The sequence below is a fragment of the Xanthobacter dioxanivorans genome, assembly GCF_016807805.1.
Classification (GTDB): domain Bacteria; phylum Pseudomonadota; class Alphaproteobacteria; order Rhizobiales; family Xanthobacteraceae; genus Xanthobacter; species Xanthobacter dioxanivorans.
Genome location: NZ_CP063362.1, coordinates 222,363 through 239,118, shown reverse-complemented (window position 1 = coordinate 239,118; position 16,756 = coordinate 222,363). Strand labels below are relative to the sequence as shown.

General features: G+C 68.0%; 15 protein-coding genes. 8 read left to right on the top strand and 7 right to left on the bottom strand.

Going from position 1 to position 16,756, the window contains the following annotated elements; genetic code table 11:
- Positions 1-2: 2 nt before the first annotated feature.
- From EZH22_RS01160 to EZH22_RS01135, 6 genes are all read right to left on the bottom strand, one after another.
- A complete protein-coding gene (locus EZH22_RS01160) occupies positions 3-707 on the bottom strand; it encodes an ABC transporter ATP-binding protein (protein ID WP_203194002.1) in 705 nt (234 codons plus the stop codon).
- The gene (locus EZH22_RS01155; RefSeq protein WP_203196320.1) at positions 685-1,476 is read right to left on the bottom strand and encodes an ABC transporter ATP-binding protein; all 792 of its coding nucleotides are present in this window, start codon (positions 1,474-1,476) and stop codon (positions 685-687) included. The genes EZH22_RS01160 and EZH22_RS01155 overlap by 23 nt, the downstream gene beginning before the upstream one ends.
- The gene (locus EZH22_RS01150; RefSeq protein ID WP_203194001.1) at positions 1,473-2,495 is read right to left on the bottom strand and encodes a branched-chain amino acid ABC transporter permease; all 1,023 of its coding nucleotides are present in this window, start codon (positions 2,493-2,495) and stop codon (positions 1,473-1,475) included. The genes EZH22_RS01155 and EZH22_RS01150 overlap by 4 nt, the downstream gene beginning before the upstream one ends.
- 5 nt (positions 2,496-2,500) lie before the next feature.
- Positions 2,501-3,382, bottom strand: a complete 882-nt coding sequence (locus EZH22_RS01145; protein WP_203194000.1) for a branched-chain amino acid ABC transporter permease — start codon at positions 3,380-3,382, stop codon at positions 2,501-2,503.
- 7 nt (positions 3,383-3,389) lie between these two features.
- Positions 3,390-4,583, bottom strand: a complete 1,194-nt coding sequence (locus EZH22_RS01140; RefSeq protein ID WP_203193999.1) for an ABC transporter substrate-binding protein — start codon at positions 4,581-4,583, stop codon at positions 3,390-3,392.
- Positions 4,584-4,705: 122 nt separating this feature from the next.
- Positions 4,706-5,866, bottom strand: a complete 1,161-nt coding sequence (locus EZH22_RS01135; protein ID WP_203193998.1) for a CaiB/BaiF CoA transferase family protein — start codon at positions 5,864-5,866, stop codon at positions 4,706-4,708.
- Positions 5,867-5,963: 97 nt separating this feature from the next.
- Here EZH22_RS01135 and EZH22_RS01130 point away from each other — a divergent pair, with 97 nt between their 5' ends.
- From EZH22_RS01130 to EZH22_RS01095, 8 genes are all read left to right on the top strand, one after another.
- The gene (locus EZH22_RS01130) at positions 5,964-6,755 is read left to right on the top strand and encodes an enoyl-CoA hydratase-related protein (RefSeq protein ID WP_203193997.1); all 792 of its coding nucleotides are present in this window, start codon (positions 5,964-5,966) and stop codon (positions 6,753-6,755) included.
- Positions 6,756-6,766: 11 nt separating this feature from the next.
- Complete coding sequence (locus EZH22_RS01125; protein ID WP_203193996.1) at positions 6,767-8,782, top strand: hydantoinase/oxoprolinase family protein; 2,016 nt, start codon at positions 6,767-6,769, stop codon at positions 8,780-8,782.
- Between the two features lie 9 nt (positions 8,783-8,791).
- A complete protein-coding gene (locus tag EZH22_RS01120; RefSeq protein WP_203193995.1) occupies positions 8,792-10,849 on the top strand; it encodes a hydantoinase B/oxoprolinase family protein in 2,058 nt (685 codons plus the stop codon).
- On the top strand, positions 10,846-11,769 hold the full coding sequence (locus EZH22_RS01115; RefSeq protein ID WP_203193994.1) for an NAD-dependent epimerase/dehydratase family protein: 924 nt from the start codon (positions 10,846-10,848) through the stop codon (positions 11,767-11,769). Before EZH22_RS01120 ends, EZH22_RS01115 begins: the two co-directional genes overlap by 4 nt.
- The gene (locus EZH22_RS01110; protein WP_203193993.1) at positions 11,766-12,506 is read left to right on the top strand and encodes an SDR family NAD(P)-dependent oxidoreductase; all 741 of its coding nucleotides are present in this window, start codon (positions 11,766-11,768) and stop codon (positions 12,504-12,506) included. The genes EZH22_RS01115 and EZH22_RS01110 overlap by 4 nt, the downstream gene beginning before the upstream one ends.
- Positions 12,507-12,777: 271 nt before the next feature.
- Complete coding sequence (locus tag EZH22_RS01105; RefSeq protein ID WP_203193992.1) at positions 12,778-13,566, top strand: ABC transporter ATP-binding protein; 789 nt, start codon at positions 12,778-12,780, stop codon at positions 13,564-13,566.
- The gene (locus EZH22_RS01100) at positions 13,563-14,384 is read left to right on the top strand and encodes an ABC transporter permease (protein ID WP_203193991.1); all 822 of its coding nucleotides are present in this window, start codon (positions 13,563-13,565) and stop codon (positions 14,382-14,384) included. The genes EZH22_RS01105 and EZH22_RS01100 overlap by 4 nt, the downstream gene beginning before the upstream one ends.
- Positions 14,385-14,455: 71 nt before the next feature.
- Positions 14,456-15,448, top strand: coding sequence for an ABC transporter substrate-binding protein (locus tag EZH22_RS01095; RefSeq protein ID WP_203193990.1), 993 nt, complete (start codon positions 14,456-14,458; stop codon positions 15,446-15,448).
- An 85-nt stretch (positions 15,449-15,533) separates the two neighbouring features.
- Here EZH22_RS01095 and EZH22_RS01090 read toward each other — a convergent pair whose 3' ends face one another.
- A complete protein-coding gene (locus tag EZH22_RS01090) occupies positions 15,534-16,682 on the bottom strand; it encodes a mandelate racemase/muconate lactonizing enzyme family protein (protein ID WP_203193989.1) in 1,149 nt (382 codons plus the stop codon).
- Between the last annotated feature and the right edge of the window lie 74 nt (positions 16,683-16,756).

The following is a 16,756-nucleotide window of genomic DNA, read 5'->3' as shown; positions in this document are numbered from 1 at the left end:
GACTACCGGCCGAGATAGGAGCGCAGCACGGCGGGATTGTCCACGAGCCCGGCGGCGGGACCGGAGAACGCGATCTCGCCGTTCTGCAGGATGTGGGCGAACTCGGCCACGGCGGCGGCCACGCCGATATTCTGCTCCACCAGGAGAATGGTCAGGCCGCGGGCATTGAGCGCGAGGATGGTGTCCACCATGTCGCCCACCACCGACGGGGCAAGACCGGCGGAAGGCTCGTCCATGAGCAGGCATTTGGGCCGCGCCATCAGCGCGCGGCCGATGGCCACCATCTGCTGCTCGCCGCCCGAGAGGGCGCCGGCCGGCCGCCGCTTCTTTGCCGTGAGCCTGGGAAACAGGGCGTAGACCTCCTCGAGATCCGCGCGGATCTGCGCCCGGTCGCTGCGGGTTGCCGCGCCAAGCTCCAGATTGTCGTCGACGCTGAGGCTCGGCCACACCTCCCGGCCCTGCGGCACCTGCACAATGCCGGTGCGCACGAAATCGTAGGCGGTGAGGCCTGCGCACTCCTTCTCGCCGAAGCGGATCGAGCCCGAGACGGGGCGTACCAGCCCCGTCAGCGTGTTGAGCATGGTGGTCTTGCCCGAGCCGTTGCCGCCGAGCAGCGCCACGATGCGGCCCTCCGGCACGTCGAACGACACGTCGCGCAGGACCTGGGTCAGCCCGTAGGAGACCTTAAGATGCTGAATGACGAGCACGGAGTTCCTTTCCGAGATAGGCCTCGACGACGGACGGATCGTTGCGCACCACGTCGGGCTTTCCGTCGGCGATGATGCGGCCGGAGTTCAGCACGGTGACCTCGTCGCACACGTCCATGACGAGGCGGATGACGTGCTCGATGAGCAGCAGCGTCACCCCCTTGTCGTCGCGGATGCGCCGCAGCAGCAGGTCGAACTCGCTGAGGCGGTTGAGGCTGAGGCCCACCGCCGGCTCGTCCAGCAGCACCACCTTGGGTTCGCTGATGAGGGTGCGGGCGATCTCCACCACCCGCTGCTGGCCGAAGGAGAGCTGATGCCCCGGCCGGTCGGCGAATTGCGACATGCCGACGAATTCCAGCGCGAGGCGCGCCGCCTCCTCGGTCCGCTCCTCCTCCTCACGGCAGGACGGCAGGCCGAGGCCGGCGCCGACGAGCCCGGTCACCGTCCGGCGATGCAGGCCGCACATGAGATTTTCCAGCACGCTCATGCCCTTGAACAATTGCGAGGTCTGGAAGGTGCGGCCGATGCCCCGCCGCGCGATCTTGCTCGGCTTCAGGCCGGTGACGAGGTCGCCGTCGAGCACCACCTGGCCGATGTCCGGCGGGTGAATGCCGCAGATGACGTTGAGCAGCGTGGTCTTGCCGGCGCCGTTCGGGCCGATGATGCCGCGGATCTCGCCCTCGCCCACGTCGAGGTCCACATGGTCGAGCACCTGGACGCCGCCGAAGCTGACGCCGACGCGCCTGAGGGCGAGCATGGAACGGCTCATGATGCCCCCCTTTCCTGCGCCGGGGGCGTCAGCGGGCTCGCCGCCGGCGGGTCCGCCTCGGGCCGGGTCGGCGCGCGATGCAAGGGTTCCTCCCAGCCGGGGATGTGGCGCTTGATCACCGATATGATGCCGCCGCGCATGAAGATGATGAAGACGAGCAGCAGCGCGCCGAATACCACTTCCTGCGCGCCCTTGAACTCGCGCAGCAGTTCCAGCACCAGGACGATGGTTCCCGCGCCAAGCACGGAGCCCGCAATGGAGCCCAGACCCCCGACGACGACCATGGCCTTCTGCAGCACCATCTGGAAGAGGTCGTAGCCTTCGGGCGAGACGAAGTTCAGCATCTGCGAATAAAGGCCACCCGCGATGCCGGCGTAGAAGGCACTCAGCCCGAAGGCCAATGCCTTGTAGCGCAGGAGATCGACGCCGAGGGATTCCGCCGCCACCTCGCTGTCACGGACGGTGATGAACGCCCGCCCGATGCGCGACGTGACGATGTTTCCGGCGAACCAGACCAGGGCCACCATGATGACGAGGCTGAGATAATAGAGGCCGTGGCGGTGATCCACCGGCAGCGGCGCAAACGAGATCTGGGGTGTCTTGAACCCGCCGGCGCCGAAGGTAACGCCTTCCCAGTGGAGAAACACCCACTGGGTGAACTGGGCGAAGGCGAGGGTCGAAAGGGCGAGGTAGAGCCCGGTGAGCCGCAGCGCGGGCAGCGCGAGCGTCAGCCCCACCGCCGTGGCGATCAGCGCCCCCGCCGGGAAGGCGACGAGGAACGGCCAGCCGAAATGGACCTGCAGCAGCCCGGTGCCATAGGCGCCGATGCCGAACATGGCGGCATTGGCGAAGGCCAACTGTCCAGCATAGCCGAGCAGGAGGTTGAGCCCCACCGAGAGCAGCACATAGATGAAGATCAGGTTCGCCACGAAAAGCTGATAGGGGTTCGCGACGAACGGCAGCACCGCCGCCACGCAGACGAGTGCGGCCATGACATTGCGGCGGCGAAGGATATCCATGGGTGTCATACCCTCCGCGCTTTGTGGAAGCTGAGGAGGCCGGTGGGCCGGATCAGCAGCACCAGCATGATGGCGATGAAGGCGGAAACCTCCATCATGCTGGAATGGATGTAGCCGCCGGCGAGGGCTTCCACGATGCCGATGGCGAGCCCGCCCACCACGGCGCCCGGAAGGCTGGTGAGCCCGCCCACCACGGCGGCGGCGAAGCCCTTGATGAAGAAGGAAAAGCCCATGTCCGGATAGAGCAGCGTCAGGGGCGCGCTGAGCACGGCGGCGGCTGCCGCGACCGCAGCTCCGGTGCCGAAGGCGAGGGTATAGATGCGCTCGATGCGGATGCCGACGAGGGTGGCGGCCTTGGCGTTGTCGGCGGTGGCCTGCATCATCTTGCCGATGCGGGTGAAGCGGAAGAAGAGGGCGAACGCGATCATAATGGCGATGGCACCCGCCAGCACTGCGATCTGCTGCGGCACGATGACGATGTCGCCGAGCATGATGGGGTCGGTGGAGGTGATGGGCGGGAAGGAGAGGTAGTCCCCCTTGCCGCCCCAGATGATCCGGCCGATCCCCTTGAGCATGAAGGAGATGCCCACCGTCGCGAGGACGATGGACACCACGTCTGCCCGCAGCAGGGGGCGAAAGGCCACCCGGTCGATGGCGCATCCGAGCACGAAACCGACGAGGACGGCGCCGGCAAACGAAATGCCGAAGTCGAAGCCGAACTGCACGTGGATCGACCAGGCGATGAAGCCGGCCACCATGAACAGCTCGCCCTGGGCGAAATTGATGACGCCGGTCGCCTTGTTGACGACCACGAGCCCGAGGGCGACGAGGGCGTAGAGCGCCCCCGTCGTGATGCCGCTCAGGAGCAGGTAGCTGAGCATCGTCATCTGTCGATCACTGGACGTGGGTGATGCTCAGGACCTTGATTGGACCGCCGGGCTCCTTGGCGATCCAGGCGGGATACTTGTTGCAGCGGTGGTCGGTCGGCGAGCAGGTGATCGGGCCGGGATAGACGTCGACGGAGAGGTTCTTAAGGTCGGCAAGCTGGGCGATCAGCTTCTCGCGGGTCAGGTCGGGTCCGGCGCGCTTCAATGCCTCCACCAGGACCTGCGCGGCGCCGATGCCGAACAGGTTGAAGGTGGACAGGCGGTCGCCGGGGAACTTGGTCTCGATCAGGGTCCGCCACTTGTCCACGGCCGGGTCGGTGGGGGTGTACTTCACCATGGAGATGGTGGTGAACTTCGCGGTGGCGCCGGGCACGCCGACCTGGTCCTCGAAGGCGGCGGGATCACCGATGCCCGTCTGGCCGATGAGGATCGGCTTGAAGCCGAGCTTCTGCGCGTCGCGGGCGAAGACCGCGGCCGGCTTGGGGAACAGGACCATGATGACGGCGTCGGCACCGGACTGCTTCAGGCGCAGGACCTGAGCGGTGGCGTCGTTGGCGTCGGGCGACATCTCTTCGTCGGCGACGAGCGTGATGCCCTTGGCCTTCAAGGCTTCCATCAGCGGCGTGTAGCGCGCGCGGCCCCACGAATCGCGCATGGAGACGACGGCGATCTTCTTGGCCCCCTGCTGGAGTGCGAATTCGAGCTGCGCCTGGCTCTCGATGCTGGAGGTCAGCGCCATGGAGAAGATGTTGGCGGCCGGCGGCTGGGTGATGCCGTCATGCACCGAGGCCACCACCACGAACGGGATCTTGGCCTGCTCGATGGTCTCGCGGGCGGCGAAGGTGGCGTTGGAGCAGCCGCCGCCGATGAGGGCGAACACGTTCTCCTGGTGGATCAGCTTCTGGACCGCGGTGATGGCGGTGGCCGGATCGCAGCGGTCGTCCTCGCGGATGTGCTGGAGCTTGCGACCATTGACGCCGCCGGCCTTGTTCACCTCGTCGAACACCACGTCGATGCCGTTCATGGCGAGCTTGCCATAGAGATAGCCCGGACCGGTGAGAGCGCCGAAGGTGCCGATCTTGATCGTGTCGGCGGTGATCCCGGGCTGTCCCTGGGCGGCGGCCGGCGCACTGCCACCGAGGGCAGCGGCCACGCAAGCCAGGATCGCGACGGCGCAGCTGAGACGTGTCGTGCGAGGCATGAGAATTCCCCTCGTGCTGTGAAGGATTTTGGAAGGGTGCGTGTGGTTCTTGACCTGTGGTGTTCGGACTTCACTTCAGGCGATGGTGCCGGATCGACGCCCTTTCGGACGTTGCCCGTGTGTCACGCCCGGGCGGCGGTGCGCGCCGCATGCGACGCGAGCACGTCGCTCGTATGCTCGCCGAGGAGCGGGGCCGGCCGCCGCACGGCGCCGGGCGTTTCCGAGAGCTTCACCGTCACGCCGAGGGTCTTCATGGCGCCGGCGCTGGGGTGGTTGGTGTCCACCACCATCTCCCGCGCGAGGATGTGCGGGTCGGCGAGGACCTCGTCGAATTCGAGCACCGGGCCACTCGGAATGCCGGCCGCGTCCAGCGCCGCGAGCCATTCGGCCGACGATTTCTTGGTAAACTGCTCCTGGAGCAGGGCGATGAGGGCATCGTTGTTGGCGACGCGGTCGGCATTGGTGACGAAGAGCGGATCGCTCTTCAACGCGGGCGCACCGAGAATGTCGCACAGGCGCTCCCAGAAATTCTGCTGCGCGGCGCCCAGCGTCAGCCAGCCGTCGGCGGTCTGGATGATCTGGTAGGGCGAGCTGCCCCGGTGGGCCTGTCCCAGGCGCTCGGGCCGCGTGCCGGTGGCGAAGACGTGGGCCGCCTCGTAGACGCCGAGGGACAGGGCGGCGTCGAGCAGGGAGGTCTCCACCATCTGCCCGCGCCCCGTCCGATGGCGGGCTTCCACGGCGGCGAGGATGCCGAAGGCGAGGAACATGCCGGCCGCCACGTCTGAGATCGCGATGGGCAGGCGATGGGGCGGCCCGTCCTTCGCGCCAGCGACGCTCATGAGCCCCGACATGCCCTGAGTCACCAGGTCGAAGCCGCCCCGCGTACTGTAGGGGCCGTACTGCCCGAAGCCGGAAATGGAGGCATAGATCAGGCGCGGATTGCGCTGCGACAACACTTCGTAGGAGAGGCCGAGGCGGGCGAGGGTGCCCGGCCGGAAGTTTTCCAGCAGGATGTCGGCGCTGTCGACGAGCGTGAGGAAATCGGCTTTGCCGGGCTCCGATTTCAGGTCGAGCGTGATGGAGCGCTTGTTGCGGTTCCAAAGCATGAAGGGCGCGCTCTCGCCCCCCACGTAGGGCGGCATGCCACGCGCCTCGTCCCCGGTGCCGGGCCGCTCGATCTTGATCACGTCTGCACCGTGATCGGCGAGCATCATGGCGCAGTATGGACCGGAAAGATGGCTCGACAAATCCAGCACCCGTAAGCCTTCGAGGGCACCTGACATGGATCTTCCGTCTCCGTGAGAATTTGTACATTGTACACGAAATCAGAATCCCGCATAGTGTTTGTGCCTGGTCAATAAATGCGCAATGAGGAATTCGGTGGCAGACCAAGACACGGACATTCTGGTTTCCGTCGAGGCTGGCGGGCTGGCGGTGGTCACCCTGAACCGGCCGGCCCGGCGCAACGCGGTCCGCCTTTCCATGTGGCGCCGGCTGGAGGAGATCTTCGTTTCTCTCAAGGCGCGCCCGGAGGTGAAGGCGGTGATCCTGACCGGCGCCGGCGGGCAGTTCTGCGCCGGGGCCGACATCTCCGAGTTTTCCGAGGTTCGTGCCGACGCCGAGAGCGGCCGCATCTACGAGGAAGCCACCGAGCGCGCCGCCATCGCCATCCGCGATTATCCGCGCCCCACCGTCGCGGCGGTGTCGGGCTTCGGCGTCGGTGGCGGCTGCGGGCTGGCGCTCACTTGCGACTTCCGGGTGGGCGACGCGACGACGCGCATGGGCATTCCCGCCGCGCGCCTCGGTATCGTCTACAGCGCGCTCGATTCCGGGCTTCTCTACCGGCAGGTCGGCTTCGCCAACGCCAAGCGTGTCCTGTTCTCCGGCCGCTTCTTCGAGATCGACGACTGCGTCGCCATGAAGCTCGTCGATGTCCGCGCCGAAGGCTCCGCCCTCGACGGCGCGCGGGCGCTGGCGGCCGAGTTCGTCGACAATGCACCGTTGTCCATCGAGGGCGCCAAGGCGGTGCTGGAGATCCTCGCGGCGGGCGAGGCCGAGGCCCGCGAGGCGGAGATCCTGAAGCTCTTGGACCAGGCAATGGAGAGCGCGGACTACCGTGAGGGCGGCCGCGCGTTTCTCGAAAAGCGCAAGCCCCGCTTCGTCGGGCGCTGAGGGAGTTGGCGATGGCTTGGCTGGGCGTCGATGTGGGCGGCACGTTTACCGATCTCGTTCTGTTCGATCGGGAGACGTCGCGGCTTGAAGTTCTGAAGACACCGTCGACACCGAAAAATCAGGCGGACGGCATCCTCACCGGCGTCGAGCGGCTGGCCCTCGATCCCGCGCGCCTGGAACGCATGGTCCACGGCACCACGGTCGCCACCAACACGGCGCTGGAGCGCGACGGGCCGCGGCTCGCGGTGGTGTCCACGCGCGGCCATCGCGACGTGCTGGTGGTGGGCCGCGGCAACCGCATGGCCATGTACAACATCAAGGCCCCGCCCAACCGGCCGCTGATCCCGCGCTCCCAGTGCTTCGAGGTCGACGAGCGCATCAAGGCGGACGGCACCATCCATCGCCCGCTGGATGAGCGGCAGGCGGAGGAGCTCGGCGACCTCCTGGCGGCCGAGGGCTACACCGCGGTCGCGGTCTGCTTCATCAATGCCTATGCCAATCCCGCCCACGAGCGGCGCTGCGCCGAGATCCTCGCGGCGAAGCTGCCCGGTGCATCCATCACCACGTCGAGCGCGGTGCTGCCGGAATATCGCGAATATGAGCGCTTCTCCACCGCGGCCCTGAACGCCTATGTGGGGCCGCGCATGCGCCATTATGTGGGCGACCTGCGGGGGCGGCTGGAAAAGGCCGGCATGCGCGCGCCGCTGACCATCATGAGCTCCAACGGCGGCTCGCTGCCGGCCAAGCGGATCGAGGAACTGCCGGTCCTGTCCATGCTGTCGGGTCCGGCGGCGGGGGTCATCGCCGCCACCCATGTGGGCCGCGCGGCCGGCGTGCCGGATCTCATCACCTGCGACATGGGCGGCACCTCCACCGACGTGTGCCTGGTGCGCGGCGGCGAGTTCGACATGACCACCGAGGGGCGCGTGGGCGCCTTTCCGGTGAAGATCCGCCAGATCGACATCAACACCATCGCGGTGGCGGGTGGCAGCATCGCCAGCGCCACGGCGGGCTTCCTCAAGGTGGGGCCGCGCTCGTCCGCCTCCATGCCCGGGCCGGCCTGCTTCGGGCGGGGCGGGCTGGAGGCCACCGTCACCGATGCCAACGTGGTGCTGGGCCGGCTGCGCACCGATCGGCCGCTCGGCGGCGAGATCCATCTCGACCGCGCCGCGGCGGTGGACGTGGTCGCACGCCTCGCCGAGCAGGTGGGCCTGGGCGTGGAAGCCATGGCCGAGGGCATCCTGCGGATCGCCGCGGTGTCCCTCGCCGGCGCCATCAAGGAAGTCTCGGTGATGCGCGGCATCGACCCGCGCGATTTCGCCCTCCTGCCGTTCGGTGGAGCGGGTGCGCTGCATGCCGCGGACGTGGCCGTCGAGCTCGGCATGACCACCGTGCTGGTGCCGCCCTTGCCCGGCAACTTCTCCGCCTTCGGGCTGCTGGTGGCGGACCTGCGGCGCGACCTGGTGCAGACCCGAGTGGTGCGCACCGACGAGACGTCGGTGGAGGCGGTCCGCGACCAGCTCAAGGTCCTCGTGGAGGACGCGCAGGAGGAGCTCGCCGATGCCGGATATGGCCCCGACCGGACGCGTTTTTCCGCCAGCCTCGACATGCGTTATTCGGGCCAGTCCTTCGAGCTTTCGGTGCCGGTGGCGCTCGACGTGGCGGACATGGCGGTGATCGAAGCGGCCTTCGCCCGCGTCTATGCGGCCCGCTACGGCGCGCCGACCGCGGCGCGGGTCGAGATCGTCAGCTATCGCGTCGCGGCCTGGGGCCTGTCGGAGAAACCGGTCCTGCCCCCCGTCGATCCGCAGGGGCGCGCGCTGGATGCCGCCCGCACGGGCATGGGCGAGGTGGTGTTCGGCGGCGTCGCCCATCCGACGCAGGTCCTCGCGCGGGACCTGCTGCCGCCCGGGGTCTCCATCGATGGGCCCGCCCTCATCGAGGAGGCGGGCTCGACCACCGTCGTGCTACCCGGCTGGAGCGTCGCGCTCGACGCCATCGGCTGCCTCGTGATGCGCCAGACGTAAGGACCGGCCGTGACCATCGATCCCATCACCCTCGAGATCCTCACCCAGGCCCTCATTTCCACCGTGCGGGAGATGCGGGCCACCGTGTGCCGCACGGCAAGCTCGGTCGCCATCTACGACGCCAAGGACTTCTCCTGCGGCCTGTTCGCTCCGGACAGCCAGGTGGTCGCCCAGTCGGAAGACATCGGCTCCCATGTGGTGCCGCTGCCGTGGTCGGTGCGCACCGCCATGGAGAAGATGGGCGCCACCTTGAAGGAAGGCGACGTCATCCTCGTCAACGACCCCTATACGGGCGGCACCCACCTCAACGACGTGACGGTGATCTATCCGGTGTTTCGCGACGGCCGGCTGATCTTCTTCCCGGCGGTGCGCGCGCACTGGGCGGACGTGGGCGGCATGGTGCCCGGCAGCATGTCCGGCAAGGCGACCGAGATCTACCAGGAAGGCATCCGCATCCCGCCCATCAAGATCATCGAGGGCGGACGCACCAACGAGGCGGCGCAGGACCTGCTGCTGGCCAACATGCGGGTGCCGGAGGAACGGCTCGGCGACCTCAACGCCAGCTTCGCGGCGTGCCGGGTGGCGGAGAAGCGGGTGCACGAACTGTGCGATCGCTATGGCCTCGAATTGCTGCTGGCGGCGGTGAAGGTGGACCTCGACCGCGCCGAGGCGCGCATGCGGGCCTGCATTGCGGCGCTGCCGGACGGGGACTTCTTCTACGAGGACTATCTGGAAACCTACATGGGCGGCCGCTTCGAGCCGCTGCTGCTGCCGCTGAAGCTCTCCATCCGTGGCGACCGCATGATTGCGGACTTCACCGGCGCATCGGCGCAGGTGCCCTTCCCGGTGAACTCGACGGCAGCGGTCACCTCCGCCTCGGTCTTCATCACCGTGAAGTCGGTGTTCGATCCGCAGGCGCCACTGAACCAGGGCTCGTTCCGGCCCATCGACGTGATCGTGCCGCCGGCCTCCATCGTCAACGTGCAGCGCCCGGCCCCGGCCGGGTCCCATGGCGAGATCAGGAAGCGCGTCATCGCCACCATGGTGGGCGCCCTATCGCAGGTGGTGCCGGACATGGTGGCGGGCGACCTGTGCCGCACCTCCTTCCACAACCTGCTCGGGGGCTACGATCCGCGCACCGGTCGCGAGTGGGTGCACTACGAATGGTCCGCCGGCGGCAACGGCGCCTTCCTGGAGGATGACGGGCCGAGCGCCATGGCCCCCATCGACTGGGGCGACCTCGTCACCGTCCAGTCGTCCGAGGTGATCGAGCTGCGCATGCCGCTGCTGGTGGAAAGCTCGCGCCTCGCGGTGGATTCCGGCGGCGCCGGCCACACCCGCGGCGGCCTCTCCATGCAGCGCGGCCTGCGGGTTCTGGCCCCCGAGACCCGCTATTCGCTGCTCTCCGACGGTGCCGTTGTGCCCGCCTTCGGCGTGCGCGGCGGACTGCCGGGCTTCCCGGTGGGCTCCTGGATCGACCGCGACGGCGTGATCGAGGATTTCGATACCCCCGGCAAGATTGCCGGCCATCCGGTGGAAGCGGGCGCCATGGTGGTGGTGCGCTCGGCGGGCGGCGGCGGCTACGGCGATCCCTTGACGCGGGAGCCGGCGCGGGTCGCTCTCGATGCGGCCGAGGGCTACATCTCCGCCGAGGCCTGCCGGCAGCTCTATGGCGTCGTGCTGGACAATCGCGGCGAACCCGACGCCGTGGCCACTCTGGCGCTGCGCAAACGGCTGGAGGCGTCCCGCTTCAAGCTCACCGCCGTGGCCGATGAGGATACGTTCGAGCCGGGCGCGGTGAGCCGGCGGCGCATCGTGCGGCTCAATCCCGCCGATGCCCGCGCCGCGGGTCTCGACGAGGACGAACTGGTGGAGCTGGATGCGCGCCTTGCCGCCGCGCTGCGGGGCTGGGTGCGCATCGATGCCAGGGTCGCGCCGGGCACGCTGCCGTGCGATGCGCGCGGCCTCGCCATCCTGAAGAGCACCGCCGGGGCGAAGGTTGAGTTGAGGTCCGTCCTGTCGGCGGTCCGCCCGCGGGTGGTGGTGGCGGCGGAGGCGGCGGAATGAGCGCGGGCGCCATTCTCGTCACCGGCGTCGGCGGCCTGTTGGGCGGTGCGATGGCGCGCCGGCTGCACGCGGCCGGCCGGCGGGTGGTCGGCATGGACAGCGTGCCGCTCTCCGGTCTGCCATTTCCCGTCCTGCGCCACGATCTTCCAGACCCGCACGGCTGGCATGCGGCCATCGCCCGCTTCGGCGTCGAGGCCGTGATTCATGCCGGCGGCATCTCCGGGCCCATGGTGATGCGTGATACCCCGGCGCGGGTGTGTGCCATCAATCTCGACGGGCTGGTGGACCTGCTGGAGGCGGCCCGCATTCATCGCCTGCGCCGCGTGGTGTGGTTCTCCTCGGTGAACGCCTACGGGCCGCGCGCCACCCTCGATCCGGTGGACGAGGCGGCGCCCTTGCATCCCGATACGGTCTACGGGGCCACCAAGGCTGCGGGCGAGGCGCTCATCGAGGCCTATCGGGCGGAGCATGGCGTCGATGCGGTGGCGCTGCGCGTGGCCTCCTGCTACGGACCCGGCCGCACCACCTCCTGCCTCATCCGCGCCTTGGTGGAGGACGGGCTGGCGGGGCGGGTGACGGCGGTGCGGCCGGCGACGCGCCAGACCCGCCAGCACGTTTTCGTGGACGACGTGGCCGCCGCCATCCTGGCGGCGCTCGACGCGCCGTCCCTGTCCCGCACCGCCTACAATGTGGGGCCCGGACGCGCCCAGGAGCTGGACGAGATCGTCGCCGAGGTGCGCGAGGCCGTGCCGGGCGCGCGCATCGAGCTGCGCGAGGACGGGCTCGTCTGGAACATGTTCCCGCTCGGGCCTCTCTCCATTGCCGCCGCGCAGCGCGATCTCGGATTTTCCCCATCCACCCCGCTTGCCGAGGGCGCGCGCCGTACGCGCGCATGGGTCGAACAGAGGGGGCGCGCGTGAGCCTCGGCCGCGATCTCGACTTCACCGGACGGCGCGTCCTGGTCACCGGCGCCGCCAACGGCTTCGGCGCCGCCATGGCCGAGCTTTACGCGGAACATGGCGCGCGCCTCGTGCTCGCCGACCTGGAGGAGGCACCGCTTCGCGCCATTGCCGGCCGCCTTGGCGTCGAGGCGATGGTGTTCGATCAGGGCGACCTTGCCTCCGTCACCGCCCTGGCGGAGCAGGCGGGGGAGGTGGACGTGCTCGTCAACAATGCGGGCATCCTTGTCGCCCGGCCGCTTCTCGAAACCCCGATGGCGGATGCGGCGCGCCTCGTGAACGTGGATTTCCTCGGCGTCATGGCGCTGATGCAGGCCATCGGGCGCGGCATGGTGGAGCGCCGGCGCGGCGTCATCCTGTCCATCAGCTCCCAGACGGCTTTCTGCGGCGGGGAGAACCGCGGCGTCTACGCCGCCGCCAAGGCTGCCGTCTCCCAGCTGACGCGGGCGGTGGCGGTGGAATGGGGGCCTTACGGGGTGCGGGTGGTGTGCCTCGCACCAGGGCGGGCGCTCACGCGGATGACCGCGGAAACGGCACGTGCCGATTATTCGGGCGACCGGGGCCTGGCGCGCGTGCCCCTGGGGCGGTGGGGCACGGCGGAGGAGGTGGCGAAGATGGCGCTCTTCCTCACCTCCGATGCCGCCGGCTACGTGACGGGCGAGACCGTCATCGCCGACGGGGGCTATGTGTTGGGTTGAAAAATGAGGTTCACGCCAAGCATGTTTCCGCATTTTTTAAGAAAATAAGATGAGATTGAATTTGGATGACAAGGAGATATTCAAATTTCCTATAGATGTGACGCGAAAATAATAGCGCTCGCGATTGAATTATATTTAATATTGGCATGCCGATTGCATAAAGTTTGGGTCGTGTGACGAACGACGCGTGTCGCCGGGGATCAATGGCATCTCCGCTTCGCCTTCGCTTTCCGGCGCAGGCCGGGCGCAGTGCCCCATCGAGGTGAGAACCATGGCTTTCATCCAATTGCGGGACGTCACCAAATCGTTTGTCTCGCCACGCAATGGACGGCTGTCCGTCGCGGTGAACCGCTTCAATCTGGACATCGAGCGCGGTGAATTCTTCTGCCTGCTCGGGCCGTCCGGCTGCGGCAAGACGACGGTACTCGGCATGATGGCCGGGTTCGAGAGCGCCACCTCCGGCGAGATCCTGCTCGACGGCAAGCCGGTGCGCGGCCCCTCGCGCGATCGCGGCGTGGTGTTCCAGGGCGACGACAGCCTCTATCCCTGGCTCAACGCGCAGGAGAACATCGAGTTCGGCCTGCGCATGTGCGGCGTGCCGGCGGCGGAGCGCCGCGAGCGGGCCCGGACGGCGTTGCGCCTCGTGGGCCTGAACGGCCAGAACGAGAAGTACCCTTCCGAGCTCTCCGGCGGCATGAAGCAGCGCATCCAGATCGCCCGCGCCCTCGTCAACGAGCCCAAGATGCTGCTGATGGACGAGCCCTTCGGCGCGCTCGACGCGCAGACGCGCTACATCATGCAGCGCGAGCTGCGCAAGATCTGGCTCGCCACCCGGAGCACGGTCCTCTTCATCACCCACGACGTGGACGAGGCGATCCTGCTCGGGACGCGGGTCGGCGTCATGTCGGCGGGGCCGGGCGGCACCCTGCGCGAGGTCGTCGACATCGATCTGAAGGGCGAGCGCGATCGCACCGATCCGCAGTATTCCAAGTATTTCAACGTCGTCTACAGCATCATCCGGGACGAGGTCGCAAAGGCGGCCCAGGGAGTGGCCGCATGAGCGCCGTCGAAACCCGCCTTCCCATGCAAAGGTCGCGCTCCATGTTCCTGCGCCGCGCCGCGGACGTCCTTGCCGCCGTATGGCCGGCCACCGTGGGATTCCTGGGACTGCTCGTCACCTGGCACGTGGCCTCGGTGTTCCTGGTCCAGTCGGTGCTCTTCCCGCCGCCCCACGTGATGTTCCTGAAGGCGCTGGAGCTGCTCAAGAGCGGCGTGCTCGTGGAGAACGTCGCCGCGAGCCTGATGCGCATCATGGTCGGCTTCATCCTCGGCTCGATGATCGCCATCCCCGTGGGCCTCGCCATCGGCAGCTTCAAGATCGTGCGCCAGCTGGCCGAGCCGTGGACCGAATTCCTGCGCTTCATCCCGTCGGTGGCGATGATCACCATCGCGGTGATCTGGTTCGGCATCGGCGAGGAATCCAAGATCTTCCTCATCATCTACGCCACCGTGTTCATCGTGATCCTGAACACGGCGGCAGGCGTTGCCTCCATCTCGCCCAACAAGGTGCGCGCGGCGCAGGCGCTGGGCGCCAGGCCGTGGCAGATTTTCCTCTATGTGAGCCTGCCCGCCACCGTGCCCTTCATCCTCACCGGCATGCGGCTCGCCATGGCCAATTCCTTCACCACCATCGTGGCGGCCGAGATGATCTCTGCCAACGAGGGCCTCGGGGTGATGCTGTGGAACGGGCGCATGTTCATGCTGGTGGACGACATCTTCGTCTCCCTCTTCTGCCTGGGCCTGCTCGGCCTCCTGACCGACCGGCTGTTCCGCTGGGCCATCTTCCGCTTCGCCGGCCGGTTCTCCCCGGTGGCGTGAGCACGGATCACGCACGCGCGGATGCGGGGGTCCGCATCCGCGACCTTCAAGACCAACCAGAGGGGTTCATCATGACCATCCTGCAGAAGACGGTCCGCGCCGCGGTCACGGCGGCGGTGCTGGCCCTGTCCGCCGCCGTGGCGCCGGCCTCGGCCGAGCCGACGAAGATCACCATCGGCACCGGCGTCGATCCATCCTTCTCCGCATACTACGTGGCCAAGCTCGCGGGGATCTTCGAGAAGAACGACCTCAACGTGCAGCTGAACACCGGACCCAGCGGCTCGGCGATGGTGGCCTTCGTCATCCAGAACCAGATCCAGTCCGCCTTCGGCGCCGAGCAGGCGGGCATCCAGAATTTCAACATCGATCCCAACGTGGTCGTGGCGGCCGAAGGCGCGCTCATGGGCCAGTGGTACGGCATGGTCGCTCGCGGCTACACCAGCATCGACCAGCTGAAAGGCAAGCGCATCGGCGTCGCGCGCGGCTCCGGCAGCGAGGTGTTCTGGCTGGCGATGGTCGACAAGCTCAAGCTTAATCCGAAGGACTACACCATCGTCCAGGTGGAAGCCCCCGAGATGATCGCCGCCATGGAGCGCGGCAACATCGATGCCTTCACCAGCTGGGAGCCGTGGCTGACCCGTGCCGTGAAGGCCATTCCCGATACCAAGGTGGTGGTCAATTCAGACGGCATCCTCAGCCCGCGGGTCTATGTCTATGTCAACAAGGGCTGGGCGGAGAAGAACAAGCCGGCGGCGGTGGCCTTCATGCGCTCCATGGTGGAAGCGAGCGACCTGATCACCAAGGATCCGGAGGCCGCGGCCGGCCATGTGGCCACCTTCCTCAAGCTCGACAAGGCGCTGACGCTGGAGCTGGTGAAGAAGGTGCGCTTCGACATGCGCCTCGACCAGGGCTCGATCAACAATTTCGAGCTCCAGGAAGCCCAGCTCAAGGGCCTTGGAAAGCTTGCCAAGCCCGTGGATTGGAAAAACTTCGTCTATCCGGACCTGCTCAAGGAAGTAAAGCCCGACGCCGTGAACTATGAGCTGCCGAAGCCCAAATCCTGACGTCCAAGTCCCGAGCCCGCCTCCCTGGCGGAACCGCCGTGGTGGGCCAAACACGGGGAGCGACGGGGGAGGGCCCTCGGCTCACTCAAGCGGCGAGCGCTGCGAGGCGGCGCTCGTCAACAACGACGCCGAGGCCGGGGGAGGAGGGGCAATGGACCCGCCCGTCCCGGCACGCCAGGGGAACCACCACCGGGTCCTCGGCGAGCCAAAGATTCCCAAGGCTCAGGCCCCAGTCCAGATTAGGCACGGCGCAGGCAGCATGAACCATGGCAGAGGCCGCAAGGCTCGATTCCATCATCATCGCAAGATTGATGCTCAACCCGAGCACGTCGCACAGCCCGCCGGCGGACACGACCTGCGTGACGCCACCAAGCTTGATGGTCTTGAGGCTGACACCGCGCACGGCCCGGGCCTCGTGATGGCGCAGGATATCGGAGATGGCGTGAATGTTCTCGTCGGCGCCGATGGGCACGGGCGACCCGGCCGCCACTGCGGCGAGGCGCGCCAGGTCGCCGGCGGGGGTCGGCTGCTCGAGGAAGGCGAGCGCGAAGGGCGCGGCGGCGCGGGCAAAGCGCAGCGCGCTTTGAACGTCCCAGCCCATGTTGGCGTCGGCGGCGATGAGGCAGTCTTCCCCCAGCGCCTCGCGCAGGCGGCGGATGGTCTGCGCCTCTGCGGACACCGATGCGATCCCCACCTTCAGCTTGAACCGGCGCACGCTTTGCGCGTGCAGGGCGAGGGCATCGGCCACGTCGCGGTCGCTCTCGCCGGTGCCGCCGATGAGCCAGAGCGGCTCGACGCTGCGCCGGAGCGCGCCGCCCAGAAGATCCACCGCCGGCACGCCGGCCACATGGCCGGCGAGGTCGAGCAGGGCCATGTCCACGGCGGCGAGGGCGCCGCGATTGCCGTACATGCCGCGCCGGATCGCGGCGCAGGCGGCCGAGCGGTCCGCGACCGCGCGGCCGATGATCTGCGGCGCGATCATCTCGCGCACCGCCGCCACCATGCCGACCAGGGTTTCGCCCGACATGATCGGGCTCGCTGCCGCTTCCCCCCAGCCCTCCGCGCCGTCGCGGGTGCGCACGCGGACGAACAGGACCGGGCCGGCGTCGATGCGGTAGGTGGACATGACGAGCGGCTTCTTCAGCGGCAGGCACGCCGGGAAGCAGTCTACGGATGCGATTTTGCCCGCGGAACCGGTCGGAGCCGGGTCCGTGTCGGCGTCGACCATGCTCATGGGATGTCTCGCATTTCTCGGGACGGGAGGGGCGCGCGGGTGTGCGCTGCAAATCGAAGATAGTATATTGTATC